We start from the raw sequence: 24,893 nt of genomic DNA, 5'->3' as shown, positions 1-24,893 counted from the left end.
CGCTCAGGGCCTGGTGCCCGGCGGCGTGGGTGGGCCGGGCGGGGCGAGGGGAAAGGGTGCGTACACCGCGTCCGTGCGGTCCCGTCGGCCCGTGCGCATGCCCTCGGGCACCGGCCACTGCCCGGCCGCGTCGTCGACCCGGACCCACTCGGTGGTGGCCACCCGGCGGGCGATCCGCCACCCGCCGTCGCGTCGGGTGAAGTCGTCGATGTAGCGGAAGCCGGTGATCAGGTTGCCGCGCGGGGCCGGATCGGCGCTGCGGTGGAAGGCCATTCCGTACGTCTCCGAACGGGCGAGATCGGGCGTGTCGTCGCCGAATTCCACCAGGTGGTTGCCGATGAGATGCATGGTCGAGGTGTACCGGGGGAGCAATCGTCCGATCCACGCGAGGTATTCGTCCACCGTCCCGATGAAGCCGCCGTGCTCGTCGGTGGCGTCGGGGTGGTAGCACGCGCGGACGGCGTCGAGGTCCATCCGGTCGATTCCCCGGCAGTACCGAAGGACGACGTCGTGGATGGCCTGACGATCGATCAGCCTGCGCAGCTCCACGTCCCCGCCGAAGTCGTTCATGACACACGACACTACGGTCGGGAGGCATACATCCCCTCGGCCGGGGGACACCGAACAACTCCGGGCAGCGACGACGCGGCGACGACGAAGGTGATCAGATGGAACCGGCTCTGCGTGAACACGCGGGCACCGTAAGGGAACTGGCCTCGCGCTGGCTCGACTCGATGCTGAGCGACCCCCGGGTGCGGTCGGCCGGCGGCGACGTGGTGTGCTCGCCGACCGGGCTGTGGCTCGCGCTCGCGGCGGTGGCCACCGGAGCGGAGGGCGACACCGCGGAGGAACTCGCCGACCTGGTCGGCCTCGCGTGGCCCGAGTCGGCGCCGGTGGTGAGCGCGGTCGCGCGCGATCTGGCGGGCACCGAGGCGCTGGCGGTGGCGACCGGGGTGTGGAGCGTGTCGCCGCTGCGCGAGGGTTTTCGCGCGGCGCTGCCGGACATCGGGTTCGGCGCGTTGCGGGCACAGGACGAGTTGGACGCGTGGGTCGCGCGGGCCACCGACGGGCTGATCGAGCGTATACCGGTCGAACTCGACGCGTGGACGCGCGTGGTCCTGGTCAACGCACTCGCATTGCGGGCCCGCTGGCGCGAGGAGTTCGACGTGGCGAGGACGCACGACCTCGACTTCCACGCTGCGGACGGTACGCACACCCGTGTGCCGACGATGCGGCGTGAGGTGCCGGCCGCGGACGTGTGGGCGATCTCCGGTCGGGACGGCGAGGTGACCGTGGTCGAGTTGGTGTGCGCGGGGGAGCAGCCCGCGCGGGTGCGGTTCGCGCTCGGCCCGGAGGATGCGCCGCCGGCGTCGGTGATCACCGCCGCGTGGGCGCCGCGCGACACGGGAAAGGCGTACGAGGGCGAGGACGTCGAGGTGCGGCTGCCGCGCTTCGAGCTGCGCACCCGGCTGGATGTGGTGCCGCACCTGATCGATCTGGGAGTGGAGGCCGCGTTGACCGACGACGCGGACTTCGGCGCGATGGCGGACGAGCCGGTGCGCATCGACCAGGTGGTCCAGGAGTCGCTGCTGCGGATCGCCGAGGAGGGCGTCGAGGCCACCGCGGTGACCACGATCACGCTGGACTGGATGAGCCACGAGCCGGAGCCGGCCCGGCGGTTGGTGGCCTTCGACCGACCGTTCGCGTGCGTCGTGATGGACGCGTCCGGCTACGTACCGCTGTTCGCGGCCTTCCAGGCGACGGCGCCGCGGGACGCGCCCGATCAGGGGTTGTGACGGTTCGTCGGATGGACCGCCTCGACGGTGATACCGCTGCGCTACGGTCGGGGCACGGCCGCTCGGGAACGGGCGGCGTACCGGGACGAGGGGGCGGGCACGTGGGGTCGACGATGGGCGAACACGCGGGCGCGGTACGGGAACTGGCCGCGCGGTGGCTGGACGCGATACTGGTCGACGACACGGTGGTCGCGGCCCGGGGCGACGTGGTGTTCTCGCCGGTCGGCCTGTGGCTCGCGCTCGGCGCGGTGGCCTCGGGTGCCGAGGGGGAGACCCGTGCGCGGCTCGGCGAGCTGCTCGGTGTCGCGGGGCCGGAGGCCGGGCCGGTGGTGACAGCCGTTGCGCGCGAGTTGGTGGCGACCCAGGCGCTGGCGGTGGCGACCGGGGTGTGGAGCCGGGACGAACTGCGTGCGGCGTATCGGAGTGGGCTGCCCGACGTCGGCTTCGGCAAGCCGGTCGAGCAGGCCGATCCGGACGCGTGGGTGGCCCGGGCGACCGGCGGACTGATCGAGTGCCTGCCGGTGAAGGTGGGGGCCGAGGACTCGCTCGTGCTGGTGAACGCGCTCGCGCTGAAGGCACGGTGGGTGGTGGAGTTCGATCCGGACGACACGCAGGAGTGGTGGGGGTTTCGGCCCGACCCGCCGGGGGTTCCGGCCTCGACGGAGGCGACCGACCGGGCCTGGGACGCGAGTGACATCCGGTTCGTCGACTCCGTGCAGATGATGTGCAAGCACGTCCCGGCTCACGATGTGTGGACCATCCCGGGGCCGGACGGCGAGATCACGGTGGTGGAACTGCCGTGCGCGGGCGACGACGGTGCGCTGGTGCGGTTCGCGCTCGGCCCCGAGGGCGCCCCGCCCGCCTCGACGATCGCCGCCGCGTGGGTGCCGCGCGCGGCCGGTACCGCGTTCGTGGGCGCGGACGTGATCCTCCACGTACCGCGCTTCGAACTGCGCACGTTCCTGGACGTCACCCCGCATCTGACCCGGCTCGGGCTCGGGGTCGCGCTGACCGACGACGCGGAGTTCGGCGCGATGAGCGATGCGGCGCTGCAGATCGGGCAAGCCGTGCAGGAGTCGCTGCTGCGGATCGGCGAAAAGGGCGTGGAGGCCGCCTCGGTCACCGCGGTCCTCATGTGCGAGGGCGTCCCGCCAAGGGATCCGAACCCACCGCGCCGGGTGATCTTCGACCGGTCGTTCGCGTGCGCGGTCCTGGACGCGTCCGGCGCGGTCCCGCTGTTCGCGGCCTATCAGGCGACCAGGCCCGAGCACTCGGGCTGATACCGGCCGTCGGCCCTGCCGATACCGGGAGCCTCGCAACGCTCGTAGATCACGGTCATGGTCGGCCGCGCCGGTTCGGCCTGCGGATCGCGGTACAAGTGCGGCCGATCACCGCGCATTTGAAGCGCGTCGCCGGGGCCGACGGTGAAGGTCGCCCCGCCCACCTCGACCATGACCGTGCCTCGTGCACGTGCGGCAGCCCGCGCGTACCGGTCGGGCGGTTCGGCGGGCACCTCGTCGTGCGGCGCCGTCCGGCTGCCCGCCGAACCGGCACCCGTGGTGCAGATCCCGGACGGCCAACCGGCCTGACCGCTCGTCAGGCCCAGTATCGCCCCACCGCCGCCCGCGCGGCGCGGGCGTACCGCGCCGCACCGAGTGCGACCAGACCCGGATTGATCACCTCGACGCTGACCAGTCCGTCGAATCCCTTGTCCACCAACGCGTCCCGGAAGATGTCCAGTTCGAACACCCCGTCGCCCGGCAGAACCCGGCGCGACATGCACTCCGTATAGAAATCCGCACCCTCCGGCAGCAGTTCCGGGTGGTCGTCGATCTGCACGTAGGCGATCTCGGCGGCCGACAACCCGGCGAGCGTGGCCCAGGTGTCCGGACCCTGGAAGAAGTGCCACGCGTCGACCAGGACACCGGAGTTCGCGGTCCCGGCGTGTGCCACCAGGGTGCGGGCGTCGGCGATCGTGGCGACCGGGGTGAAGGGCAGGAACTCGACCGCCGCGCGCGCCCCGGCCTGCGCGATGATCTCGGCGCAGCGGGCGAACAGGTCCGCACAGCGCGCGTCGGGCGCCCGCATGACCATCCCGAGTGCGAAGTCGGCGTCGAACGCCGCACACGCCTCGGCAACCTGCCGCGCCCCGGCGAGCGCGGCGGCCTCGTCCGCGTCCACCACGAAGCCCAACATCTCCGGACAGCGCAGGCCGGCCGCCGCCACCTCGGCGGCGAGCTCGGCGAGCGGCCGGCCGTAGCCGAGCACGGAGAACACGTCGAGCCCGATCGCCCCGAACCCGGCTTCGTGCACCGCCGCCAACAGCTCGGGCAGGGGTGGGGGTTCCGCGGCGCCCGCGAACGCGGAGAAGGCGAAGGTGTTGAGGCACAGGGTCGTCATGGTGTCTGACGGTACATCAGGTGTCCGGTATTCTCGGCCTCCTCGTTCGAGAATCCGAACCACGGGTCGTCGCGGTCCCGGGCCGGCCGGCTGTGATAGTTCTGATGGACCATCAGGACTGCGGAGGAGTACGCATGAGCCCGCCCGCCTACGGCATCACCGTGCCGCTCAATGCCCCGCTCGCCGAGCATCCGCGCCTGATCCGGGAACTGCGCGCGGCCGGCTATACCGACATCTGGTCGGCCGAGGTGGATGGCCTCGACGGCTTCACGCCGCTCACCGTCGCCGCACTGGCCGACCCCGAGGTGCGCCTGGGCACCGCGATCGTCTCGCCCTACACACGCGGCCCGGCGACGCTGGCGATGACGGCGGCAGCACTGGCCGAGGTGGCTCCGGGCCGGTTCCGCCTGGGGGTGGGCGCCGGGTCCGCGCCGATCGTCGAGTCCTGGAACGGCGCGAGTTTCGACCGGCCCTACCAGCGGGTGCGCGACACCCTACGGTTCCTGCGCGCGGCGTTCGCGGGGGACAAGGTGACCCGGGAGTACGAGACGTTCGCGGTGCGCGGTTTTCGGCTGTCCCGGCCGCCGCAGAGCCCACCGCCGATCCTGGTCGCGGCACTGCGCCCGGGGATGCTGCGCCTGGCCGGGCGGGAGGCGGACGGCGCCATCTTGAACTGGCTCGGTGCCGAGGACGTGAAGCGGGTGGTGCCGTATGTGCACGAGGGTGGACCGGACAAGGAGATCGTCGCGCGGATCTTCGTGCTGCCGATCGAGGACCGGGACACCGCACGGGCGATCGGCCGGCGGATGATCACGAGCTACCTGACCGTGCCGGTGTACGCCGACTTCCACCGTTGGCTCGGGCGTGGCGAGGAACTCGCGCCGATGTGGGCGGCCTGGGCGGAGGGCGACCGCAAACGGGCCCTGGAACTGGTTCCGGACGCGGTCGTGGACGACCTGATCGTGCACGGCGACCCGGCGCGGTGCCGGGCCGGGATCGCCCGCTATGTCGAGGCGGGCGTCACGGTCCCGGTCCTGGCGGTGATCGACCCGCGCCCGAACGCCGACCCGATCGAGGCCGCACTGGCACTGGCGCCGGCGGCCGGCTGATCGGCGGGCCGGGTCGCCCCGCGCCCGCCGGCCGGCCGACTACCGGCCCAGGACCCGCAGCGCGTTGGTGCGCAGGAACTTCGGCCACACCTCGTCCTTGAACCCGACACCGGGCAACTCGGCGAAGATGCGATCCAGGGTCAGGCCGTACGGGAAGTAGCCCGCGTAGAGGATCTTGTCGGCCCCGCGCGTGTTCGCGTAGTCGACGATCGCGCGCGGGTAGTGCTTGGGCGCGAAGGCCGACGAGGACCAGTGCAGCCCGGGCCACTTGAGCATCAGCTTGACCGCCAGGTCGCACCACGGCTCGCCGCCGTGCCGCATCACCACCGTGAGCTCGGGGAAGTCGTAGCAGACCCGGTCGAAGCGCATCACCTCCTGCGCGGCGGCCGGCACCCGAGGCCCGGGGATGCCCGCGTTCACGAACACCGGCAGACCCAGCTCGACACAGGTCGCGTAGAGCGGATAGGCCAGCCGGTCGTCGATCGGTACCGGCGGTGTGCACCCGCACGGGAAGAAGGTCGCGGCCAGCACGCCGGCCTCCTCGCGCGCCCGGCGCAGCCCGCGCACGCCCGCCATCACGTCGGTGGGATCGACCTGGAAGCTGCCGAGCAGCCGATCCGGGTGCCGGCGTACCGCCTCCAGGGTGTCCTCGTCCTCGAACGAGACCGGGATCAGCGCCTTCTCCACGCCGAACCGGTCCATCTCGCGCAGCAGTTCCTCGGCCGAGGAATCGGTGCGCTCCATCTCGGGCAGGTCCTTGAACATGTACCCGGCCGGATGGGTCATCCCGGTCTGGCTGTCCCGGTCCCGCAACGTGCCCGCCATCGCGGTCGCCCACCAGCGCCGATCGCGGTTCGGCAGGCCCATCAGCAGGTCGACCACGCCGACGTCGTCCGGAAATCCCATACAACCCTCCGCTGAAACGGAAACGATCCCGGGGGCGAGGGCCTCGGCAGTGCCGAGGACCCGTCGACCCCGAGACCGTTTCGGTGGATCCGAGCCGGCTCTACCGGGTGACGATGATCGAGGAACCGTGTCCGAACAGGCCCTGGTTCGCGGTGATGCCCACCGTCGCGCCGGACACCTGGCGCTCGCCCGCCTCGCCGCGCAGCTGCCAGGTGAGCTCGCAGACCTGGGCGATCGCCTGAGCCGGCACCGCCTCGCCGAACGAGCCCAGGCCGCCGGAGGCGTTCACCGGGATGCGGCCGGTGATCTCGGTCGCGCCGTCGCGAAGCAGCTTCTCCGCCTCGCCGCGCGCGCAGATGCCCAGGTCCTCGATCCAGTCCAGCTCCAGCGCGGTGGACAGGTCGTAGACCTCGGCCAGACTCAGGTCCTCCGGGCCGATGCCGGCCTCCTGGTAGGCCGCGTGCGCCAGCGACGCGCGGAAGGACAAGTCGTGGGGGGCCACCGCCACCGAGGAGTCGGTGGCGATGTCGGGCAGCTCGATCAGCGCGCTCGGGAAGGTCGGGGTGACCGTGGAGACCGCGGAGATCCGCACCGGGGAGGTGGTGTGCCGCGCGGCGAACTCCTTGCTGCACAACACGACCGCCGCCGCGCCGTCGGAGGTGGCGCAGATGTCCATCAGGCGCAGCGGGTCGCACACGATCGGCGACGCCGCGACGTCCTCCATCGTGAACGCCTTGCGGTAGCGGGCGTTCGGGTTGGCCAGCCCGTTGCGCGCGTTCTTGACCTTGACCCGGGCGAAGTCCTCGACCGAGGCGCCGTACAGGTCGATCCGGCGCCGCGCGTACAGCCCGAAGTAGGCCGGGTTGGTCGCGCCGAGCACGTGGAAGCGCACCCAGTCCGGGTCGTCCGGGCGGTCGCCGCCGACCGGCGCGAAGAAGCCCTTGGGGGCGGCGTCCGCGCCGACCACGAGCGCGACGTCGCACAGGCCCGCGAGGATCTGCGCGCGGGCGCTCGCGATCGCGTGCGAGCCGGACGCGCAGGCGGCGTACGAGCTGGAGATGCGCACGCCGGTCCAGCCGAGCGCCTGGGCGAAGGTGGCGCCCGCGACGAAGCCGGGGTAGCCGTTGCGGATGGTGTCCGCGCCGGCCACGAACTGGATGTCCTGCCAGGCCAGGCCGGCGTCCTTCAGCGCGTCCTGCGCGGCCTTGACGCCGTATTCGACGAAGTTGCGGCCCCACTTGCCCCAGGGGTGCATGCCCGCGCCCAGGACGACGATCTCGCGGTCGGTGCTCATGCCTTGACCTCCACGGGCCGCACGTTCCACGTCGTGTAGACGTGCTCGTCGTTCTCGTACAGCACGCCGGGCACGATCTCGACCTCGACACCGACCTTCAGGTCGTCCACGCCGACCCCGGGCGCGCCCTGACCGAGCACGATCAGGCCCTCGGCCTCCAGGCGCACCGCGATGATGGTGAACGGTTGCCACTCGGCGTCCGGGTCGGACACGAACGGGGCCGGCGGGCGGTAGCCGGCGTTCGTGTAGGACCACACCGTGCCGCGCCTGGACAGCGGCACCTCGGCGAACTCGGTGCCGGCGCAGGCCGGATTGCTGCAGAACGTCTCCTGGCGCGGGAAGAACACGGTCCCACAGGCGGTACACCGGGTGCCGAGGAGGGAGAAGTCCTCCCCGGACGTGGTGAACCAACCGGGGACCACGGGCTTGTGGTCCTTCGTCACGGGGCCCTCCAACTCGTCTGGCCGTCTCGTCCGATGTGTGTACGGACCACAGTCTGACGGATCGTCAGTTCCGCGCGCCAACCCGGCCGGGGTATTTACGGTCACACCCGCCGGCGCCCGGGCGCCCGGCCCGGCGTCATATCTGACGTCCCATCAGGCCCGAGGCCCGCCACAACCGTTGCCCCGGTCCGCCGAGCAGGCCGTGCTCGTCGTAGAACGCGATCAGCCGCCGCGACCAGTGGCCCAGGGTGTCCAGCCGGTGCGGATTCGCCCGTGCCATCCGAGACGCCCGGTCCGCGTCCAGACCCACCGCCGTGTACACGCCCGGGTGCACCAGGCGGGTGGCGATGATGTGCGCGGCCCGAGCCAGCGCGAGACGGGTGATCGCGCGCTCGGCCCGCGACATGTGCGGCGCGCCGCGGGCCACCTCGTCGCGTGCGTAACGCACGTGCCGGGCCTCCTCGACCACATGGATGCGCGCGGTCTGCCGGGTGATCGGCTGGAGCGACTCATCGGCCATCATCTCGCGCTGCATCGTGTCCAGGACCTCCTCGGCGATCAACGCCATCGCGAAGGCCTGCACGCCCGAGCCGAGCGTCTTCATCGCCCGCGCCGCCGTGTGCGCGTACGCCCCGGGCCCGTACTCGGGGCAGTCCAGCTTGTCGATCAGCCTGCCGAACATGGTCGAGTGCCGGCACTCCTCGGCGATCTCCATGAACGCGTACTGCACGTGTCGCGAGGTCAGCGGACGGTCGTAGACGTGCCGGATGAGCAGCTGCATCAGCACGACCTCGAACCAGATGCCGACACTGGCCATCGAGGCCACCTCGTGCCGGGACAGATCGATCCGCTGCCGCTCGCTCATCCGCTCCCAGATCGGCGTGCCGTACAGGCTGACCCGGTGGGCGGGCAGGAAGAACGCGCCGTCGACCAGCGGCGCGTCCCAGTCGATGTCGGTGATCGGGTCGAACGCGTGCGCGTGCGACGCGGCGAGCAGCCGCTCGGCGACGCGCTCGCGGTCGGTGCCGGTGCCGGGTGTGGTGGGCATGCGAGAGCTCCTCTGCCGGGCTTGTTTCCCGTCGGTAACATCCCGCGTTCGGCGCGGCGCGTCCAGAGTGCCCACGAAGATCCTTTTGCGACCCGCCCGGGGGATGCGCGCCGGGGCGCGAGATGGCAGGGTCGGGGGGCACATCGCGCGGAGGGGACTTACGACATGACGGAATCGAGCGAGCGGGCCGAGCTGCTGTGGCAGCCGTCGGCCGAACGGGTCGCCGCCGCGGCGGTTACCCGCTATCGCGAGTGGCTCGGCGCCGAACGCGGCGTTCGGGCGGAGGACTACGCACAACTGTGGGCCTGGTCGACCACCGAGCCCGAGGCGTTCTGGGCCTCGCTGTGCGACTGGTTCGAGCTGGACCTGGGTGAGCGGGACGTGGTGCTGGCCGAGCGGACCATGCCCGGCGCCCGCTGGTTCCCCGACGCCCGCCTCAACTACGCGCAGCAGGTGCTGCGGCACGCCGCGGACGGCGACCCCGAGCGCGCCGCGATCGTGTACCTGGACGAGGAACTGCTTCCGCGCGAGATCTCCTGGGCCGAGCTGCGCCGCCAGGTCGCCTCGTGCGCGAGGACCTTGCGCGAGCTGGGCGTGCGACCCGGCGACCGGGTGGCGGCCTACGTGCCGAACACCCCGCACGCGGTGATCGGGCTGCTCGCGTGCGCGTGCATCGGCGCGGTCTGGTCGGCCTGCGCGCCCGACTTCGGTGCGCGCAGCGTGCTCGACCGCTTCCAGCAGATCGAGCCGGTCGTGCTGATCGCGGTGGACGGCTACCGCTACGGCGGCAAGGAGATCCGTCGCGCCGACGTGGTCGCCGATCTGCGCGAGGGCCTGCCGACGGTGCGACACGTGTTGCATGTGCCGCTGCTCGACGAGCCGGCACCCGCCGACGTGCTGCCGTGGGCCGAGGTGATCGGGCGTGAGGTGTCCGCCGCCGACCTCGACTTCGAGCAGGTCGGCTTCGACCACCCGCTGTGGATCCTGTACTCCTCCGGCACCACCGGCCTGCCCAAGGCGATCGTCCAGGGCCACGGCGGCATCGTGCTCGAACACCTCAAGCAGGCCGCGTTCCAGCTCGACCTGGGCCCGAACGACCGGTTCTTCTGGTACACCTCCACCGGCTGGATGATGTGGAACATGCTGGTCGGCGGCCTGCTCGCGGGCAGCACGATCGTGCTCTACGACGGCAGCCCCGGCCATCCCGGCCCCGACGCGCAGTGGACCGTGGTGGAGCGGACCGGGGCGACCTGGTTCGGCACCTCCGCCGCGTACGTGATGGCCTGCCGCAAGAACGAGCTGACCCCGCGGACGACCCACGACCTGAGCCGGGTCCGGGCGATCGGCACCACCGGTTCGCCGCTCCCGCCGGACGGCTTCCGCTGGATCTACGACGCGGTGGGCGCGGACATGTGGCTGGCCTCGGTCAGCGGCGGCACCGATGTGTGCAGCGCCTTCGTCGGCGGCAGCCCGGACCTGCCGGTGTACCTCGGCGAGATCCAGTGCCGCGCGCTGGGCTGCGCGGTCGAGGCATGGGACGAGGACGGCCGGCCGGTGGTGGACGAGGTGGGCGAGCTGGTGATCACCCAGCCGATGCCCTCGATGCCGGTGTACTTCTGGAACGACCCGCAGGACGAGCGCTACCGGGCCAGCTACTTCGACACCTACCCGGGCGTGTGGCGGCACGGCGACTGGATCACCCTCACCGAGCGCGGCACGATCGTGGTGCACGGCCGCTCCGACTCGACGCTGAACCGCCAGGGCGTGCGGATGGGCTCCAGCGACATCTACGAGGCGGTCGAACGCCTGCCCGAGGTGCGCGAGTCGCTCGTGGTGGGTCTGGAACTGCCCGACGGCGGGTACTGGATGCCGCTGTTCGTGGTCACCGTGCCCGGACACACCCTCGACGACGCGCTCAAGGCCCGGATCCGCGCGGTGATCCGCGAGGAGGTCTCGCCGCGCCACGTGCCGGACGAGATCATCGCGGCGCCGGGCGTGCCGCACACCCTCACCGGCAAGCGCATCGAGATCCCGGTCAAGAAGCTGCTCCAGGGCCGCCGGCTGGAGGACGCGGTCAACCCCGGCTCGGTGGACGACCTCGACGTGCTCCGCTTCTACGCCGAGGTGGGCCGATCGCGCGCCCGCGCACAGGAGGACAAGCAGGAGGCGAAGCCGGAGGAGAAGCGGTCATAGTCGGCTGAACCACGCCAACGCCCGGTAGATATCGGAAAAGCACAACAAAGTGACGCGCGCTCATTGATGCGGAGCAATCGGGCGCGTCCGATGGCACGATCAGGTCCATGTCCGAGACGTCGCATCGCACCCAGCGTTTACTCGGACGCCTCCCGGCACTGGCCGCGGTCCTGGTCGTGACATCGGTCGCCGCCTACCTCGCGCTCGCGCTGACCCGACCGGCGACCATGTGGTGGCTCGGCGACCTGCGGGTCTACCGGGCCGGCGGGCGCGCGATCGTGGACGGCGACGGCCGGCTCTACTCGATGTCCGTCGGGATGGCGCACCTGCCGTTCACGTACACCCCGTGCGCCGCACTGCTGTTCACCCCGCTGGCGTGGTTGCCCTGGGGGGTGCTGCGCTGGGTCTCGGTCGCCGGCAACCTCGCGCTGCTCATCCTCGGCGCACACCTGGCCTGGGGCATGGTCGGCGTGCGCGGCACGCGCCGACTGGCCGCCGCAGCGAGCACCGCCGCGATCTCGCTGTGGAGCGAACCCGTCCAGGAGACGCTGCGTTTCGGCCAGATCAACCTGCTCCTGCTGGCCCTGGTCCTGGCCGACCTCTCCCGCGCGCCCGGCGCCCGGCTGCGCGGTTGCGGGGTGGGCCTGGCCGCCGGACTCAAGCTCACCCCCGCGATCGTGATCCCCTACCTGTTCCTGACCGGTCGGGTGCGCGAGGGCCGCAACGCGCTGCTCGCGCTCGGGGCGAGCCTGTGCGTCGCCTTCACCGTGCTGCCGCGCGAGTCGCTGCGCTACTGGGGCGGCCTGTTCTTCGACGACACTCGGGTCGGCCCGGTCCAGGGGCCGGGCAACCAGTCGCTGCACGGGCTGCTGATCCGGTTCACCCATCGGATGCCCCCGCCCGGGGCGGTGTGGCCGGCCATCGCGATCGCGGTCGGGATCGGCGGGCTCGCGCTGGCCGCGATCGTGGCACGGGGCCGACCGGGTGATCCGCGCCGGGACCTGGCCGGGCTGTGCGTCACCGCGCTGACCGGGCTGCTCGTGTCGCCGATCTCGTGGACCCACCACTGGGTGTGGGTCGTACCCGGCACCGTGCTCCTGGCCGCCGGCACCCGTCGCCGATTCGGCAGGATCCGGCTCCCGGCCGGGCCGGCCGCGCTCGCGCTGGTCGCGCTGACCGTCGCGGTCCCCAGTCGTCGGGTGGAACTCCCGGTCCCGGTGCCGACCGGACTGGTCTGGCAGGTGCCCTACCGCGACGGTCGCGAACTCCGGCTCGCCGGGTGGGACCTGGTGCTCGCCGACGCGTACACTCTCGCCGGGCTGGCCGCGCTGATCACGATTGCGGTGGGCGTGCCGGCGACCCGACGAAAATGGGCGAGTCGCACCGCGGAAGCCGTTACGCTCGACCCGCCGGAACCGCTGGGCCGAACGGCCCCGGGCAACACCACTCCGGCTCCGACCAGGGCCTGAATCATCCCGAGGTCGCATTCGGGGGCATTCGCCGGTTACCGGCAACCAGGCACCGGGCGGGGCCGATCCGTCCGTGTGGATATCCTGACCCGGCGCCACCCGGCCAGGCGCCCATTGAACCGTGCAGTTGTGGAGTCCCCGACCGACATGTCCTTCCCCCACGTGCTCGTGACCTCCTGCCGCGAGCTCCTGACGCTCGCGCCCCGCGTCCCGTTCGGGCACGAGCGCAGCCGGGAACCCCGTCGACCGGGTCGTGTCGCGCTCGTCGGCGGCCTCCTGCTCGCGCTGTCGCTGGGCCTGTGGGTGTTGTGGACCCACCTCGGCCGCCGCGACATGTGGCACATGCTCGACCTGAGCGTCTACCACGACGCAGCGCACGCGTTCCGCGACGGCGACGCGATCTATACCGAGAACTACGGCAAGTGGACCGACAAACTGCCGTTCATCTACCCGCCGTTGTCCGGACTGCTCTTCTACATCCTGCTGCCGCTGGGCTTCGCCGGTCTGAAGTGGTTCATGGCGATCGTGAGCCTGCTGTCGCTGTTCGCCGTGGTCTGGTCCGCGTGGGGCATGCTCGGCTACCGTCGCGGCCTGGGCCGGTTCGGCGTCAGCGCGACCACCTTCGCCGTGGTGCTGTGGCTGGAGCCGGTGGAGTGGACACTCGTGTGGGGGCAGATCAACCTGCTGCTCCTGGCGCTGATCGTGCTCGACCTCGGGCTCCCGGACAGCCGCCGATACAAGGGCATCGGGGTCGGCATCGCGGCCGGGCTCAAGCTCACCCCCGCGATCTTCATCGTCTACCTGCTGATCACCCGCAGGTTCCGGGCCGCCGCAGTGGCCGGCGGCGCGTTCCTGGGCACCATCCTGGTGGGCCTGGCCGCCGCGCCGACCGCGTCCGTCTACTACTGGTCGCACCTCGTGTCGATCAGCGGCAAGGTCAACGACAAGCTCAGCGTGGGCACCCTCAACAACCAGTCCGTACAGGGCATGTTCACCCGAATGCTCGGTGACGGCGGGGCGGCCTCGGCGCTGTGGTTGCTGCTGTGCCTGCTGGTCGGCACGCTCGGTCTGGTGGCCGCCGCCCGTGCCTCGCTGCGCGGCCACGAACTGGTCGGGGTGGTGCTCACCGGCGGCCTGTCGCTGTTCGTGTCGCCCATCTCGTGGTCGCACCACTGGGTCTGGGTGGTGCCCGCGTTCGTCCTGCTCGCGCACACCGCGCTGACCCGCGCCCGGCCACTGTGGTGGTGGCTGACCGGCACGTTCTTCGTGTTCTTCGCCGCGTGGCCGATGCGGCTGAACGTGCACGGCGACTGGGACGGCTCGCGCACCCTCCAGCCCTGGGGCCTGATCTGGCTCGCCCCGCGGGACGGGGGCCGGGAACACCGCTGGACCCCGATCGAGTTCGTGCTCGGCAACGGCTACCTGTTCGCCGGTATCGCGCTGACCCTGATCCTGGTCTGGCGCATCCTGCGCGACCGCACCCCGCTGCCCACGCTCACCGAGCCGGTCGCCGAGCCGCCCACGCCCGACCCGGACCCGGTGAGCAGCGGATCCGTGCGTCACTAGGCTGGACAGCGCATACCGAACGAGTCGGACCCAGTACGAGACGGCCCACCGGCAGAAAGCAGAGGCCCCGTGGAGGCCCACGTGGACGCGGCGCCGCCGCCCCCCCGGGACGGCGGCGTGGACGCTCCCAGCGACCGGGTCCTGACGATCCCCAACGCGCTCAGCTTCGCGCGCCTGCTCGGCGTCCCGGTCTTCCTGTGGCTCATCCTGGCGCCCGAGTTCGGCGGCCCCAAGCACGACCTGTGGGCCCTGGCCCTGCTCATGCTCAGCGGGATCAGCGACTACCTCGACGGCAAACTGGCCCGCAGGTGGAACCAGGTCAGCAAGGTCGGCGCGATCCTGGACCCGGCCGCGGACCGGCTCTACGTGCTGGCCACGCTGGTCGGCCTGACCTGGCGCGAGATCCTGCCGATCTGGCTGACCGCGATCATCCTGGGCCGCGAACTGTTCATGGGCGTGGTGCTGCTGATCCTGCGCCGACACCGCTACGGCGCGCTCTCGGTCAGCTTCGTCGGCAAGGCCGCGACCTTCAATCTGATGTACGCCTTCCCGCTGCTCCTGCTCAGTGACGGCACCGGACGTGTCGCAACTCTCGCCGCGATCTTCGGATGGGCGTTCGCCTGGTGGGGTACTGCGCTGTACTGGTGGGCAGGAGTCCTCTACGCAGCCCAGGCCAAACGCCTCGTGGCCGCGGACAAGGCGAGTCGCGCAGCGACCGCCGGGTAGCGCAGGGATCGCCGGACACCAGGCGATCACCACGTACTGAAGGCACGCCACCCGGCCCCGGCAGTTCCGCCGTGGGTGCGGGTGGTGTGACGCGATAGGAGGACGAGACCGATGAAGGCCGTCGTCATGGCCGGAGGCGAGGGCACCCGCCTGCGCCCGATGACCTCCAGCATGCCCAAGCCGCTTCTGCCGGTGGTGAACCGGCCGATCATGGAGCACGTGCTGCGGCTCCTGAAGCGGCACGGGCTTTCCGAGACCGTGGTCACCGTGCAGTTCCTCGCGTCGCTGGTTCGCAACTACTTCGGCGACGGCGAAGAACTCGGGATGACCCTGACATACGCGAACGAGGAAACCCCGCTCGGCACCGCGGGCAGCGTCAAGAACGCCGAGGAGGCGCTCAAGGACGACACGTTCCTGGTCATCTCCGGCGACGCGCTCACCGACTTCGACCTCACCGCGCTCGTGGAGTACCACCGGGCCAAGGGCGCGATGGTCACCGTGTGCCTGACCCGGGTGCCCGACCCCCTCGAGTTCGGCATCACGATCATCGACGACGAGGGTCGGGTGGACCGGTTCCTGGAGAAGCCGACCTGGGGTCAGGTCTTCTCGGACACCGTCAACACCGGCATCTACGTGATGGAGCCCGAGGTCTTCGACTACGTCGCCGCGGGTGTGTCCGTGGACTGGTCGGGCGACGTGTTCCCGAAGTTGCTCAAGGAGGGCAAGCCGATCTACGGCTATGTCGCCGAGGGTTACTGGGAGGATGTGGGCACGCACGAGAGCTACCTCAAGGCGCAGGCCGACGTGCTCACCGGCAAGGTCGACGTGGACATCGACGGCTTCGAGCTCTCCCCGGGCGTATGGGTCGCCGAGGGCGCCGAGGTGGACCGGGACGCGATCCTCAAGGGCCCGCTGTACATCGGCGACTACGCCAAGGTCGAGGGCGGCGTGGAGATCCGCGAGCACACCGTGCTCGGCTCCAACGTCGTGGTCAAGCGTGGCGCCTTCCTGCACAAGGCGGTCGTGCACGACAACGTCTACATCGGCCCGCAGACCAATCTGCGCGGCTGCGTGATCGGCAAGAACACCGACGTCATGCGCGCCGCCCGGATCGAAGAGGGCGCGGTGATCGGCGACGAATGCCTGATCGAGGAGGAGTCCCTGGTCTCCGGGGACGTGCGGATCTACCCGTTCAAGACGATCGAGGCCGGCGCGGTCGTCAACACGTCGGTGATCTGGGAGTCGCGCGGGCAGAAGTACCTGTTCGGCCCGCGCGGGGTCTCCGGCATCCTCAACGTCGAGATCACCCCCGAACTGGCCGTGCGCTTGGCCGGCGCCTACGCCACCACGCTCAAGAAGGGCGCCACCGTCACCACCGCGCGCGACCACTCGCGCGGTGCCCGGGCGCTCAAGCGGGCGGTCATCTCCGCGCTCCAGACGTCCGCGATCAACGTGCGCGACCTGGAGAACGTGCCGATGCCGGTGGCTCGTCAGGAGACCGCGCGCGGCTCGGCCGGCGGGATCATGATCCGCACCACACCCGGGGTGCCGGACTCGGTGGACATCATGTTCTTCGACGAGCGCGGTGCGGACCTGTCCCAGGCCGCCCAGCGCAAGCTCGACCGGGTCTTCTCCCGCCAGGAGTATCGCCGCGCGTTCCCCGGCGAGATCGGCGAACTGACGTTCCCCGCACGGCCGTTCGACAGCTATTCGGGCTCGCTGCTGAAGGCCCTGGACATCACCGGCGTGCCCGAGTCCGGGCTCAAGGTGGTGGTGGACGCCGCACACGGCAACGCCGCCCTGCTGCTGCCCAGCATCCTGGGCCGGCTGGGCATCGACGCCCTCACCGTCAACTCCGGCCTGGACGACGCCCGGCCCACCGAGACCGCGGACGAGCGGCACGAGGGGCTGTTGCGGCTGGGCGAGATCGTGGCCTCCTCCAAGTCCGGCTTCGGTGTGCGGTTCGACCCGGTCGGCGAGCGCATGTCGCTGGTGGACGAGCGGGGGCGGATCATCGACGACCACCGTGCGCTGCTGGTACTGCTGGACTGCGTCGCGGCCGAGCGCGGCGGCGGGAAGATCGCGCTGCCGGTGACCACGACCCGAATCGCCGAGCAGGTCGCGGCCTATCACGGGGTCCAGGTGCAGTGGACCACCACGTCGCCGGACGACCTCGCGCGGGTGGCCATGTCCGACGACACGATCTTCGGCGGCGACGGCCGCGGCGGGTTCGTGATCCCCGAGTTCAGCACCGTCTTCGACGGCACGGCCGCGTTCGTCCGGCTGATCGGGCTGGTCGCCCGGACCCAGCTGACGCTGAGCCAGATCGACGCGCGGATCCCGCGCGCCCACGTGCGCCGGCGGGACGTGCCGACGCCGTGGGCGGCCAAGGGCATGGTCATGCGCCGGGTCGTGGAGGCGGCGGGCGACCGCGAGATCGACACCACCGACGGTGTCCGGGTCGTGGAGGCCGACGGCCGCTGGGCACTGGTGCTGCCGGATCCCGCCGAGGCGGTCACCCACGTGTGGGCCGAAGGCCCGGACGACGACGCCGCGGACGAACTCCTGGACGAGTGGAGCCGGGTCGTGGAGCACGCGGGCGACTGACCGCACACCGCGGGCCGCCGACCCGAGCGGGCCCGGTGACGGTCTTGTAGGGTCTTCCCCGGCCGTGGATCGCCTGCCGCGATCCGCGGCCGGACCCGGTGTCGGACCCTGCATCGAGCACTCCGTCGAGCATGGAACGATGGGGCGCATGTCATCGCGGGAGACACCAGGCACGAGCCGGTACAGGCGGCCGGACGCCTCGATGTCCCTGCTCGTGGACATGATGACGAACAGCCTGGACGCGGGCTACGCGGAGGCCACCGCGCGCCGTGCGGTGCGCGGCGACACCGGGATGAACAAGGGCCCGTTGGCCCGCGTGCTGGCCGTGGTCGGCGTCGCGCTGATCGCGATGATCCTGATGGTCGCCGCGATGAAGGTGCACGCCGCCGCTCCGCAGGCCGAGCGGGAGCGTCACCAACTGGTGGACCGGATCCACAGCGACGAGGCCGAGGTGGACTCGCTCACGGCCACGGTCGAGCGGTTGCGCGACGAGGTCGACGCGATCCAGGAGGTCTCGCTGCCCAAGGGAGCCAAGGACCGGGTGCAACTGCTCGCGCTGCTCACCGGATCCGACCCGGTCGAGGGCCCCGGCCTGAAGGTGATCGCGGACGACGCCAAGGGTTCGGACAACTCGGACGGCTCGACCGACCCGCGCCAGGCCGAGGCGGCCGCGAACGGCCGGATCCTGGACCGCGACCTCCAGCGCCTGGTGAACGGCCTGTGGAAGGCCGGCGCCGAGGCCATCTCGATCAACAACCAACGGCTGACCGCGCTGTCCGCGATCCGCGCCGCGGGCGCCTCGATCCTGGTCGACAACCGGCCGCTCGCGCCGCCGTATACGATCCTGGCGATCGGTGACGCGAAGCCGATGCAGGTCGAGTTCATGGTCGGCGCGGACGGGCGCTATCTGCGCCAGCTGCAAGAGAATTTCGGGATCCGGGTCAACCTGAGCGCACAAAAGAAGCTCAAGCTGCCCGCCGCGCTGGGCACCTCGCTGCGCTACGCGGACGTGCCGGGCGGCGTGCCCACGAGTCCGCCGCCGAGTGCGCCGGCGAAGCAGACGCCGAGCACACCGCCCGCCACGCCCTCGGGCCGCGGCGGGGCGCCGCCGAGCGGTTCGGCGCCGCCGACCGGCTCGCCGACACCGTCGCAGAAGACGTCCGAACGAAAGGGTAAACAGTGATCGCGGTCCTCGGCCTGGTCCTCGGGGTCGTGGTCGGGTATCTCGCCCGACCCGTGATCCCGCACGAGCTGGAGCCGTACCTGCCCATCGCGGTGGTGGCCGCGCTGGACGCGGTCTTCGGCGGACTGCGCGCACTGCTCGACGGCATCTTCGACGACAAGGTCTTCGTGGTCTCGTTCCTGTCGAACGTGGTCGTCGCCGCGTTGATCGTCTTCCTCGGCGACAAACTGGGCGTCGGCGCACAGCTGTCCACCGGCGTGGTGGTCGTGCTCGGCATCCGGATCTTCTCCAACGCGGCGGCCATCCGCCGGCACGTCTTCCGGGCCTGACGGGGGAGTCGCACATGGCCGACGAAACGGACGAGACGCGCGGGCGGCACGCCCGCCACGACGAGGACCCTCGGGAGCTGGGCATCGCGCGCAGCACCGAGGAGTCCGAACCCGAACCCGAACCCGAATCCCAACCCGAGCGGGAGCCCGAGGCGCCGTCCACGCGCAAGCCCACGGTCGAGACCCGGCGCCCGGTCGACCTCTACCACGAGGGCCGGCACATCCGGGAGCGGATCCGCGAGCAAGCCGCCGAGGTGACCTCGGAGATCCCGCCGATCACCGCGCCGATCCGCGAGTCGGCGCACGAGACACCGCCGGCGCCGCGGCCGCAGCCGGACCCCCGGGCCTCGCGCGCGCCGGTACCGCCACTGGTGCCCGCGCCGCCCGCGCCCGGAGCGCCCCGGGCGCGCGAGACGCCCGGGCCGCGTGATCCGCGCGACCCGCTCGCGCCACCGCACGCGGGAGCGCACGCGGCGGCGCGCGACACGCCCGAGACGGAAACGGATTCGCACGCGGTTTCCGACCCGGTTTCCGAGCCGCACGCACACGACCCGGTCGACGATCAGCCCGGTCGGCGCAGGCTGCTCGAGGCGTTCTGGCCGCCGCGGGTGAGTCGGGCTCAACTCGTGGGTGCCGTCCTGCTGTTCGCGCTCGGCGCGGGTCTGGCCATCCAGGTGCGCTCGAACACCGAGTCCGACCCGCTGCGCGGTGCGCGGCAGGAGGACCTGGTCCGGGTCCTGGACGAACTCGGCGAGCGCACCAGGCGGTTGGAGGACGAGAAGCACCGTTTGGAGAACAGCCGTACCCAGTTGCAGAACAGCAACGACCGGGTCCAGGAGGCGCGCGAGCAGAACGCGGCCAAGGCGGACGCCCTGGGTGTGCTCGCGGGCACCGTCAAGGCCACCGGGCCCGGTATCACACTGACCATCACCGACCCGCAGCGCACGGTCAGCGGCGACGTGCTGCTGGACACGCTCCAGGAGCTGCGCGCGGCGGGCGCCGAGGTGATCCAGATCAACGACGTGCGCGTGGTGGCGGGCACCTGGTTCAACGGCACGCCGCCCGGCGACATCGTGATCGACGGCACCAAGGTGCTGCCGCCGTACGTGTTCAAGGTGATCGGCAACCCGCAGGATCTCCAGCCCGCGCTCAACATCCCCGGGGGCGTCGTGAAGACCCTGGAGAAGAAGCAGGCGGGGGCCATCGTCACCCCCTCGCAGGAGGTGCTGATCGACGCCTTGCGGCCTGCGAACAAGCCTGGTTACGCTCGCTCGGCACCGGGCGCCGGTAACGGGTGAGTACACCTGACAGAATCAGTCCGCCGGTCGCCGTCGGTGCACCACTCATCAGGCAAGAAGGGCAGGCTGTCCGCATGTACCCCGCAGATCTCGCGTACACGACGGAGCACGAATGGGTGCGCGTCATGGAAGAGATCTCCGGGACGGTGCGGATCGGCATCACCGAATTCGCGCAGGACGCGCTCGGTGACATCGTCTACGTCACGCTGCCGCCGGTCGGCACTCGCGTCGTGGCCGGACAGCCCTGCGGCGAACTGGAATCGACCAAGAGTGTCAGCGACCTCTTCGCGCCGCTCGACGGCGTCGTGACCACCGTCAACGACGTGCTCGACGGCGCACCGGAGTTGGTCAACTCCGATCCCTACGGCGACGGTTGGATGTTCGAGGTGCGCCTCGACGATCCCGCCGCACCGGCCGCGCTCTTGGACGCGGCCGCCTATCAGAACAGCCTGGGCTCCTGACGGCCCGGCGAAGCGGTAGGCAGTCCATCACCACGACCCACTCCTCCTGCCCCACGGGCGGGCCAGGTTCTCTCGGGGAGGTTCGCCCGTGAAGTTGTTCGCGAAATTGTTCGGTCGTTCCCGTCGCTCCGGCGACGCGTCGGCTGCCGATGCGGGGAGGGCCGGCAACCCGCCGGCCGCCCCGCCGACGATGCCGCCGGGCACCCCGTACGGGGCGTCCGCCGGCTCATCTCCCGCACCCGCTCCGCAGTCGGGCGAGTCCGACGCGACCACCGGGCATGTCGCTGTTGACCACGAACACACGGCGCGCATAAGTTTCGGGCAACTCTCGACCGAAGGTCGAGGTTCGACCGGAACGGGTCAGGAGGCCGACGTGGTGGTCTGCAGCACGTGTGGGCATCACAATCCGCCCGGTGGCCGGTTCTGTTCCAACTGTGGCGCCCGCCTGGGCGCGGGCGCCGAGCGTGCGTCCGAGCAGACCTCGACCATCTCGATCAGCGGCATCGAGGCGCTGGACGCGGAACCCGCGCCCCGCGAGATCCTCACCCCCGAGGCCCAGGCCGCGGTGGACGCGCTGCCGCCGGGCACCGCGCTGCTCGTGGTCCGCCGGGGGCCCAACTCGGGCAGTCGCTTCCTGCTCGACTCGGACCGCACCACGGCCGGTCGGCATCCGCAGAGCGACATCTTCCTCGACGACGTGACGGTCTCGCGCAAGCACGCCGAGTTCCGCCGCACCGCCGGCGGCTTCGCGGTGGCCGACGTGGGCAGCCTCAACGGCACCTACGTGGGTCGCGAGCGGATCGACGAGGTCCCGCTGACACCGGGCGACGAGGTGCAGATCGGCAAGTACCGACTGGTCTTCTTCCCCAGTCGGCAAGGGCAGATCGGGTGAGTCCGGCGGCGGCCGGCTCGGTCTCCTTGAGCATCGGCGGGGTGTTGACCCTGCTGCGTCCCGAGTTTCCGGACATCAGCATCTCCAAGATCCGGTTCCTCGAGGCGGAAGGGCTCATCGAGCCGCAGCGGAGCCCGTCGGGCTACCGCAAGTTCGGCGCCGCCGACATCGAACGACTGCGCTACGTGCTGCGCGTGCAGCGCGACCGCTATCTGCCGCTCCGAGTGATCAAGGATCAACTGGAGGCGATGGATCGCGGGCTCGAACCGGCCGGCCCGACCCCGGCCGAAGCCGAGCGTTTTCAGGACGCGGACGGCGATCCCGGGTCGGCCGGTCGGGAGGGCACCACGGTGCTGCTCGACCGGCCGGGCCTGATCGCCGCGGCCGGCATCCAGGACGTGGACCTGGCGCGGCTGGAGGAATTCGGCCTGATCCAGCCACACCGCCCGCGTCCGGGCGGCACCGACGGCGAGCACGCGGTGCTCTACGACGGCGACGCCTTGGTGGTGGCCCGGCTGGTGGCCGCGCTGGGCCGCTACGGCGTCGAACCTCGGCACCTGCGCCAGACCAAGGCCGCCGCGGACCGCGAGGCCGCCCTGGTCGAACAGATCGTCGCCCCGCTCCTGCATCGCCGCGGTGCGCGCGCCAAGGCGGGGGCCGAGGAGACCGTGCGCGACCTGCTCGCGCTCACCTCGCGTCTGCACACCGTCCTGGTCACCACGGCGCTCGCGCCCCGCCTGGGCCGCTGAGCGCTCCGGCATCGGGCCACCGGTGATCCCGGGTACGCGGCGATCTCGGGCACGCGTCTCGCGTCACGAAGAAAAAACGACGAATCCCCGACCTATTCGGCCCCTGGGGATCGGTGACCGACAGTCGGGCGCGCTAGTGTGGCGATGTGAACGAGCTAGAGGTTGTGGGCGTCCGGGTGGAGATGCCCTCTAACCAGCCGATCGTGCTCCTACGGGAGACGGGGGGCGATCGTTATCTCCCCATCTGGATCGGCCCGGTAGAGGCGACGGCCATCGCGTTCGCCCAACAGGGCGTGGTACCCGCGCGTCCTCTCACGCACGATCTCTTCCGGGACGTGCTGGAGGCGTTGGGGCAGGAATTGACCCAGATCCGGATCACCGACCTGCGCGAGGGCGTGTTCTACGCCGAGCTGGTCTTCTCCGGCGGCGTGGAGGTCAGCGCGCGCCCGTCGGATGCGATCGCGCTCGCGCTGCGGACCGGGACGTCGATCGTCGGCAGCGACGCGGTCCTGGACGAGGCGGGCATCGTGATCCCCAACGAGCAGGAGGACGAGATCGAGAAGTTCAGGGAGTTCCTGAACGACATCTCGCCCGAGGACTTCGGCACCACGAGCCAATAGCCGGCCCGCCTCGGCCCGGTGCGCGTCCGAAGCCGCCGACCGTCTCTGCCCGCCGTCCTCGGCGAGGGGTACCGGTCGGCGGTTCTTTGCGTTCGGGGACCGGCCGGGGCGGCCGCGCGGAACCGACCGGGCCGCGCCGCAGACCGCGGCGCGGCGGTGGTCGGGATCGATCGGACTCGATCCGTTTCGATCAGCGACAAAGTGGCCAGACCTACCCCTGGCTCCCGGGTTCAAACCACTCGTGCGAGGAGCGTCACTCGGCGTGCCGAACGGCGCGGTCGTTGACGCGCTGTTGGTGACTGCCTACCGTCGAAAACGACAGTTCCGGGATGACCCCTGCGCGTTGCACCTCGCCGCCTGCGGCCCGGGACTGAAGAGACTCCTTACGCCGTACCCGGGCGGGGGGAGACGAAAGGGAGGTCGGCGTGAGCAGCACCGGCGACATCACGGCGGCGGAACGCGCCCGCACGGCACGTCCTCTGCCGGCGACCGACCCCGGTGCGGGCCCCCGGCGGCAGGACGTCTCGCCGGCCGGCACCCCGTCGGAGGACATCGGCTACCGAGGCCCGACGGCCTGCGCGGCGGCCGGGATCACCTATCGCCAACTCGACTACTGGGCGCGCACCGGCCTGGTCGAGCCCACGGTCCGCCCGGCCCACGGCTCGGGCACCCAACGCCTGTACGGCTTCCGCGACATCCTGGTGCTCAAGATCGTCAAGCGACTCCTGGACACCGGCGTCTCGCTGCAGAACATCCGGATCGCGGTGGCCCACCTGCGCGGCCGCGGGATCGGCGACCTGGCCGGGATGACGCTGATGAGCGACGGCGCCAGTGTGTACGAGTGCACGTCGTACGACGAGGTCATCGACCTGGTCCAGGGCGGCCAGGGGGTCTTCGGGATCGCCGTGGGGGCGGTGTGGCGCGAGGTCGAGGGCTCGCTCGCGCAACTCCAGGGCGAGGACACCGGCACCGGAGACCCGATCACGCCGGTCCATCCCGGTGACGAATTGGCCCGCAGGCGGCGCGACAAGGCGGTCTGAGGCGCCCGAAGCGGATGGGAACCGGTCCGACGGGCAGGACGTCCCCATGGACGTGATCATTCGTCGGCCGACCCTGCCGCGCTCGCGGCGCGCCCAACGACGCGGTTACCAGGCCGCCGTCCTGCTCACCGTGGCCGGACTGGCCCCGATCACGGGGCTGCACCTGTACGCCGGGAGCCGGGTCCGCTCGCCGGCCGACGTGCCCTACCAGGACGTCACGATGGTGCTCGGCGCGGGTGTGCACGGGGACCGGCCGTCCGATCTGCTGGCCCGCCGGCTGGACGTCGCGCTCGGGTTGTACCGGGCCGGCAAGACCCGGGTGATCCTGGTCAGCGGCGACGGCGGCGGCAACCGCTACGACGAGACCGGGGTGATGCGGCGCTACCTCGCGGACCGGGGAATCCCGCAGCACCGGATCGTGACCGACGAATCGGGATTCTCCACCTGGGAGTCCTGCATCCGCGCGAAGCGCGTCTACGGGATCGACCGGGTCATCGTGGTTACGCAGAGCTTCCATCTGCGGCGTGCGCTCGGGCTGTGCCGGGCCGCCGGAATATCCGCGTACGGCGTCCCGGACGAGTCCTTCACGTGGGGTCACATCGGGCCCACGGTGTACGGCACCGGGCGCGAGATGCTCGCCGCGATCAAGGCGACCGGACAGATCGTGCTCAAACCGGATCCACGTGCCCACGACCCGGGGAACGACCGGATCCGCCGCGCGCTGAGCGACTGAGCGAGCGAACGCACCCGGATGTCGGTCCCGT

Annotated in this window: 24 protein-coding genes; 17 read left to right on the top strand and 7 right to left on the bottom strand. The window is 71.3% G+C overall.

The window, feature by feature from the left end:
- Positions 1–3: 3 nt before the first annotated feature.
- Positions 4–570, bottom strand: a complete 567-nt coding sequence (locus A3IC_RS52335; protein WP_020548734.1) for a nuclear transport factor 2 family protein — start codon at positions 568–570, stop codon at positions 4–6.
- Between the two features lie 98 nt (positions 571–668).
- Here A3IC_RS52335 and A3IC_RS52330 point away from each other — a divergent pair, with 98 nt between their 5' ends.
- Positions 669–1,796 (top strand): serpin family protein, encoded by a 1,128-nt coding sequence (locus A3IC_RS52330; protein ID WP_020548733.1) that lies wholly within the window; start codon positions 669–671, stop codon positions 1,794–1,796.
- A gap of 101 nt (positions 1,797–1,897) precedes the next feature.
- Positions 1,898–3,076: a serpin family protein gene (locus A3IC_RS0103775; RefSeq protein ID WP_026217858.1), complete on the top strand. Its 1,179-nt coding sequence runs from the start codon at positions 1,898–1,900 to the stop codon at positions 3,074–3,076.
- Here A3IC_RS0103775 and A3IC_RS0103770 read toward each other — a convergent pair.
- Together A3IC_RS0103770 and A3IC_RS52325 are read right to left on the bottom strand one after the other, a co-directional pair.
- On the bottom strand, positions 3,046–3,249 hold the full coding sequence (locus A3IC_RS0103770) for a cupin domain-containing protein (RefSeq protein ID WP_020548731.1): 204 nt from the start codon (positions 3,247–3,249) through the stop codon (positions 3,046–3,048). The genes A3IC_RS0103775 and A3IC_RS0103770 overlap by 31 nt on opposite strands.
- A gap of 143 nt (positions 3,250–3,392) precedes the next feature.
- On the bottom strand, positions 3,393–4,196 hold the full coding sequence (locus A3IC_RS52325) for a TIM barrel protein (protein ID WP_020548729.1): 804 nt from the start codon (positions 4,194–4,196) through the stop codon (positions 3,393–3,395).
- A 134-nt stretch (positions 4,197–4,330) separates the two neighbouring features.
- On the opposite strand from A3IC_RS52325, the gene A3IC_RS0103755 reads away from it, so the two are divergent.
- Positions 4,331–5,305: an LLM class F420-dependent oxidoreductase gene (locus A3IC_RS0103755; RefSeq protein ID WP_020548727.1), complete on the top strand. Its 975-nt coding sequence runs from the start codon at positions 4,331–4,333 to the stop codon at positions 5,303–5,305.
- 39 nt (positions 5,306–5,344) lie between these two features.
- On the opposite strand, the gene A3IC_RS0103750 is transcribed toward A3IC_RS0103755, so the two are convergent.
- From A3IC_RS0103750 to A3IC_RS0103735, 4 genes are all read right to left on the bottom strand, one after another.
- Positions 5,345–6,211 (bottom strand): amidohydrolase family protein, encoded by an 867-nt coding sequence (locus A3IC_RS0103750; RefSeq protein WP_020548726.1) that lies wholly within the window; start codon positions 6,209–6,211, stop codon positions 5,345–5,347.
- Between the two features lie 100 nt (positions 6,212–6,311).
- Entirely contained in the window at positions 6,312–7,505 is a 1,194-nt protein-coding gene (locus tag A3IC_RS0103745; protein ID WP_020548725.1) for a lipid-transfer protein, read from the bottom strand.
- Positions 7,502–7,948, bottom strand: coding sequence for a Zn-ribbon domain-containing OB-fold protein (locus A3IC_RS0103740; protein WP_020548724.1), 447 nt, complete (start codon positions 7,946–7,948; stop codon positions 7,502–7,504). Before A3IC_RS0103740 ends, A3IC_RS0103745 begins: the two co-directional genes overlap by 4 nt.
- 136 nt (positions 7,949–8,084) lie before the next feature.
- Positions 8,085–8,996, bottom strand: coding sequence for an AurF N-oxygenase family protein (locus A3IC_RS0103735; protein ID WP_020548723.1), 912 nt, complete (start codon positions 8,994–8,996; stop codon positions 8,085–8,087).
- Between the two features lie 165 nt (positions 8,997–9,161).
- Here A3IC_RS0103735 and A3IC_RS0103730 point away from each other — a divergent pair, with 165 nt between their 5' ends.
- The 14 genes from A3IC_RS0103730 to A3IC_RS0103665 all read left to right on the top strand — a co-directional run bounded on the left by A3IC_RS0103730 (position 9,162) and on the right by A3IC_RS0103665 (position 24,862).
- On the top strand, positions 9,162–11,189 hold the full coding sequence (locus A3IC_RS0103730) for an acetoacetate--CoA ligase (protein WP_020548722.1): 2,028 nt from the start codon (positions 9,162–9,164) through the stop codon (positions 11,187–11,189).
- A 107-nt stretch (positions 11,190–11,296) separates the two neighbouring features.
- A complete protein-coding gene (locus tag A3IC_RS52320) occupies positions 11,297–12,658 on the top strand; it encodes a glycosyltransferase 87 family protein (protein ID WP_020548721.1) in 1,362 nt (453 codons plus the stop codon).
- A 129-nt stretch (positions 12,659–12,787) separates the two neighbouring features.
- On the top strand, positions 12,788–14,224 hold the full coding sequence (locus A3IC_RS61765) for a glycosyltransferase 87 family protein (protein WP_020548720.1): 1,437 nt from the start codon (positions 12,788–12,790) through the stop codon (positions 14,222–14,224).
- Between the two features lie 117 nt (positions 14,225–14,341).
- Positions 14,342–14,950, top strand: a complete 609-nt coding sequence (gene clsA, locus A3IC_RS0103715) for a cardiolipin synthase ClsA (RefSeq protein WP_026217857.1) — start codon at positions 14,342–14,344, stop codon at positions 14,948–14,950.
- A 111-nt stretch (positions 14,951–15,061) separates the two neighbouring features.
- Positions 15,062–17,557: a mannose-1-phosphate guanyltransferase gene (locus A3IC_RS0103710; protein ID WP_020548718.1), complete on the top strand. Its 2,496-nt coding sequence runs from the start codon at positions 15,062–15,064 to the stop codon at positions 17,555–17,557.
- 202 nt (positions 17,558–17,759) lie between these two features.
- Complete coding sequence (locus tag A3IC_RS52310; protein WP_020548717.1) at positions 17,760–18,740, top strand: DUF881 domain-containing protein; 981 nt, start codon at positions 17,760–17,762, stop codon at positions 18,738–18,740.
- Positions 18,737–19,069 (top strand): small basic family protein, encoded by a 333-nt coding sequence (locus A3IC_RS0103700; protein ID WP_020548716.1) that lies wholly within the window; start codon positions 18,737–18,739, stop codon positions 19,067–19,069. The genes A3IC_RS52310 and A3IC_RS0103700 overlap by 4 nt, the downstream gene beginning before the upstream one ends.
- 368 nt (positions 19,070–19,437) lie before the next feature.
- The gene (locus A3IC_RS52305) at positions 19,438–20,367 is read left to right on the top strand and encodes a DUF881 domain-containing protein (protein WP_425387298.1); all 930 of its coding nucleotides are present in this window, start codon (positions 19,438–19,440) and stop codon (positions 20,365–20,367) included.
- A gap of 74 nt (positions 20,368–20,441) precedes the next feature.
- On the top strand, positions 20,442–20,828 hold the full coding sequence (gcvH, locus tag A3IC_RS0103690; RefSeq protein WP_026217856.1) for a glycine cleavage system protein GcvH: 387 nt from the start codon (positions 20,442–20,444) through the stop codon (positions 20,826–20,828).
- A 373-nt stretch (positions 20,829–21,201) separates the two neighbouring features.
- Complete coding sequence (locus A3IC_RS72925; RefSeq protein ID WP_020548713.1) at positions 21,202–21,720, top strand: FHA domain-containing protein; 519 nt, start codon at positions 21,202–21,204, stop codon at positions 21,718–21,720.
- Positions 21,717–22,469: a transcriptional regulator FtsR gene (ftsR, locus tag A3IC_RS0103680; protein WP_020548712.1), complete on the top strand. Its 753-nt coding sequence runs from the start codon at positions 21,717–21,719 to the stop codon at positions 22,467–22,469. The genes A3IC_RS72925 and ftsR overlap by 4 nt, the downstream gene beginning before the upstream one ends.
- 146 nt (positions 22,470–22,615) lie before the next feature.
- Positions 22,616–23,089, top strand: a complete 474-nt coding sequence (locus tag A3IC_RS0103675) for a bifunctional nuclease family protein (RefSeq protein WP_020548711.1) — start codon at positions 22,616–22,618, stop codon at positions 23,087–23,089.
- A 425-nt stretch (positions 23,090–23,514) separates the two neighbouring features.
- A complete protein-coding gene (locus tag A3IC_RS0103670; RefSeq protein WP_020548710.1) occupies positions 23,515–24,129 on the top strand; it encodes a MerR family transcriptional regulator in 615 nt (204 codons plus the stop codon).
- A 46-nt stretch (positions 24,130–24,175) separates the two neighbouring features.
- Positions 24,176–24,862, top strand: coding sequence for a SanA/YdcF family protein (locus A3IC_RS0103665; RefSeq protein WP_020548709.1), 687 nt, complete (start codon positions 24,176–24,178; stop codon positions 24,860–24,862).
- Positions 24,863–24,893: the final 31 nt, after the last annotated feature.

It is taken from the genome of Embleya scabrispora DSM 41855, from assembly GCF_000372745.1.
GTDB lineage: Bacteria > Actinomycetota > Actinomycetes > Streptomycetales > Streptomycetaceae > Embleya > Embleya scabrispora.
This window is presented reverse-complemented; position numbering and strand designations above follow the sequence as displayed.

Coding starts and splice junctions, on each gene's coding strand:
- A3IC_RS52335 (WP_020548734.1), bottom strand. CDS start 570: ATGAACGACTTCGGCGGGGACGTGGAGCTGCGCAGGCTGATCGATCGT.
- A3IC_RS52330 (WP_020548733.1), top strand. CDS start 669: ATGGAACCGGCTCTGCGTGAACACGCGGGCACCGTAAGGGAACTGGCC.
- A3IC_RS0103770 (WP_020548731.1), bottom strand. CDS start 3,249: ATGGTCGAGGTGGGCGGGGCGACCTTCACCGTCGGCCCCGGCGACGCG.
- A3IC_RS52325 (WP_020548729.1), bottom strand. CDS start 4,196: ATGACGACCCTGTGCCTCAACACCTTCGCCTTCTCCGCGTTCGCGGGC.
- A3IC_RS0103755 (WP_020548727.1), top strand. CDS start 4,331: ATGAGCCCGCCCGCCTACGGCATCACCGTGCCGCTCAATGCCCCGCTC.
- A3IC_RS0103750 (WP_020548726.1), bottom strand. CDS start 6,211: ATGGGATTTCCGGACGACGTCGGCGTGGTCGACCTGCTGATGGGCCTG.
- A3IC_RS0103745 (WP_020548725.1), bottom strand. CDS start 7,505: ATGAGCACCGACCGCGAGATCGTCGTCCTGGGCGCGGGCATGCACCCC.
- A3IC_RS0103735 (WP_020548723.1), bottom strand. CDS start 8,996: ATGCCCACCACACCCGGCACCGGCACCGACCGCGAGCGCGTCGCCGAG.
- A3IC_RS0103730 (WP_020548722.1), top strand. CDS start 9,162: ATGACGGAATCGAGCGAGCGGGCCGAGCTGCTGTGGCAGCCGTCGGCC.
- A3IC_RS52320 (WP_020548721.1), top strand. CDS start 11,297: ATGTCCGAGACGTCGCATCGCACCCAGCGTTTACTCGGACGCCTCCCG.
- A3IC_RS0103710 (WP_020548718.1), top strand. CDS start 15,062: ATGAAGGCCGTCGTCATGGCCGGAGGCGAGGGCACCCGCCTGCGCCCG.
- A3IC_RS52310 (WP_020548717.1), top strand. CDS start 17,760: ATGTCCCTGCTCGTGGACATGATGACGAACAGCCTGGACGCGGGCTAC.
- gcvH (WP_026217856.1), top strand. CDS start 20,442: ATGTACCCCGCAGATCTCGCGTACACGACGGAGCACGAATGGGTGCGC.
- A3IC_RS0103665 (WP_020548709.1), top strand. CDS start 24,176: ATGGACGTGATCATTCGTCGGCCGACCCTGCCGCGCTCGCGGCGCGCC.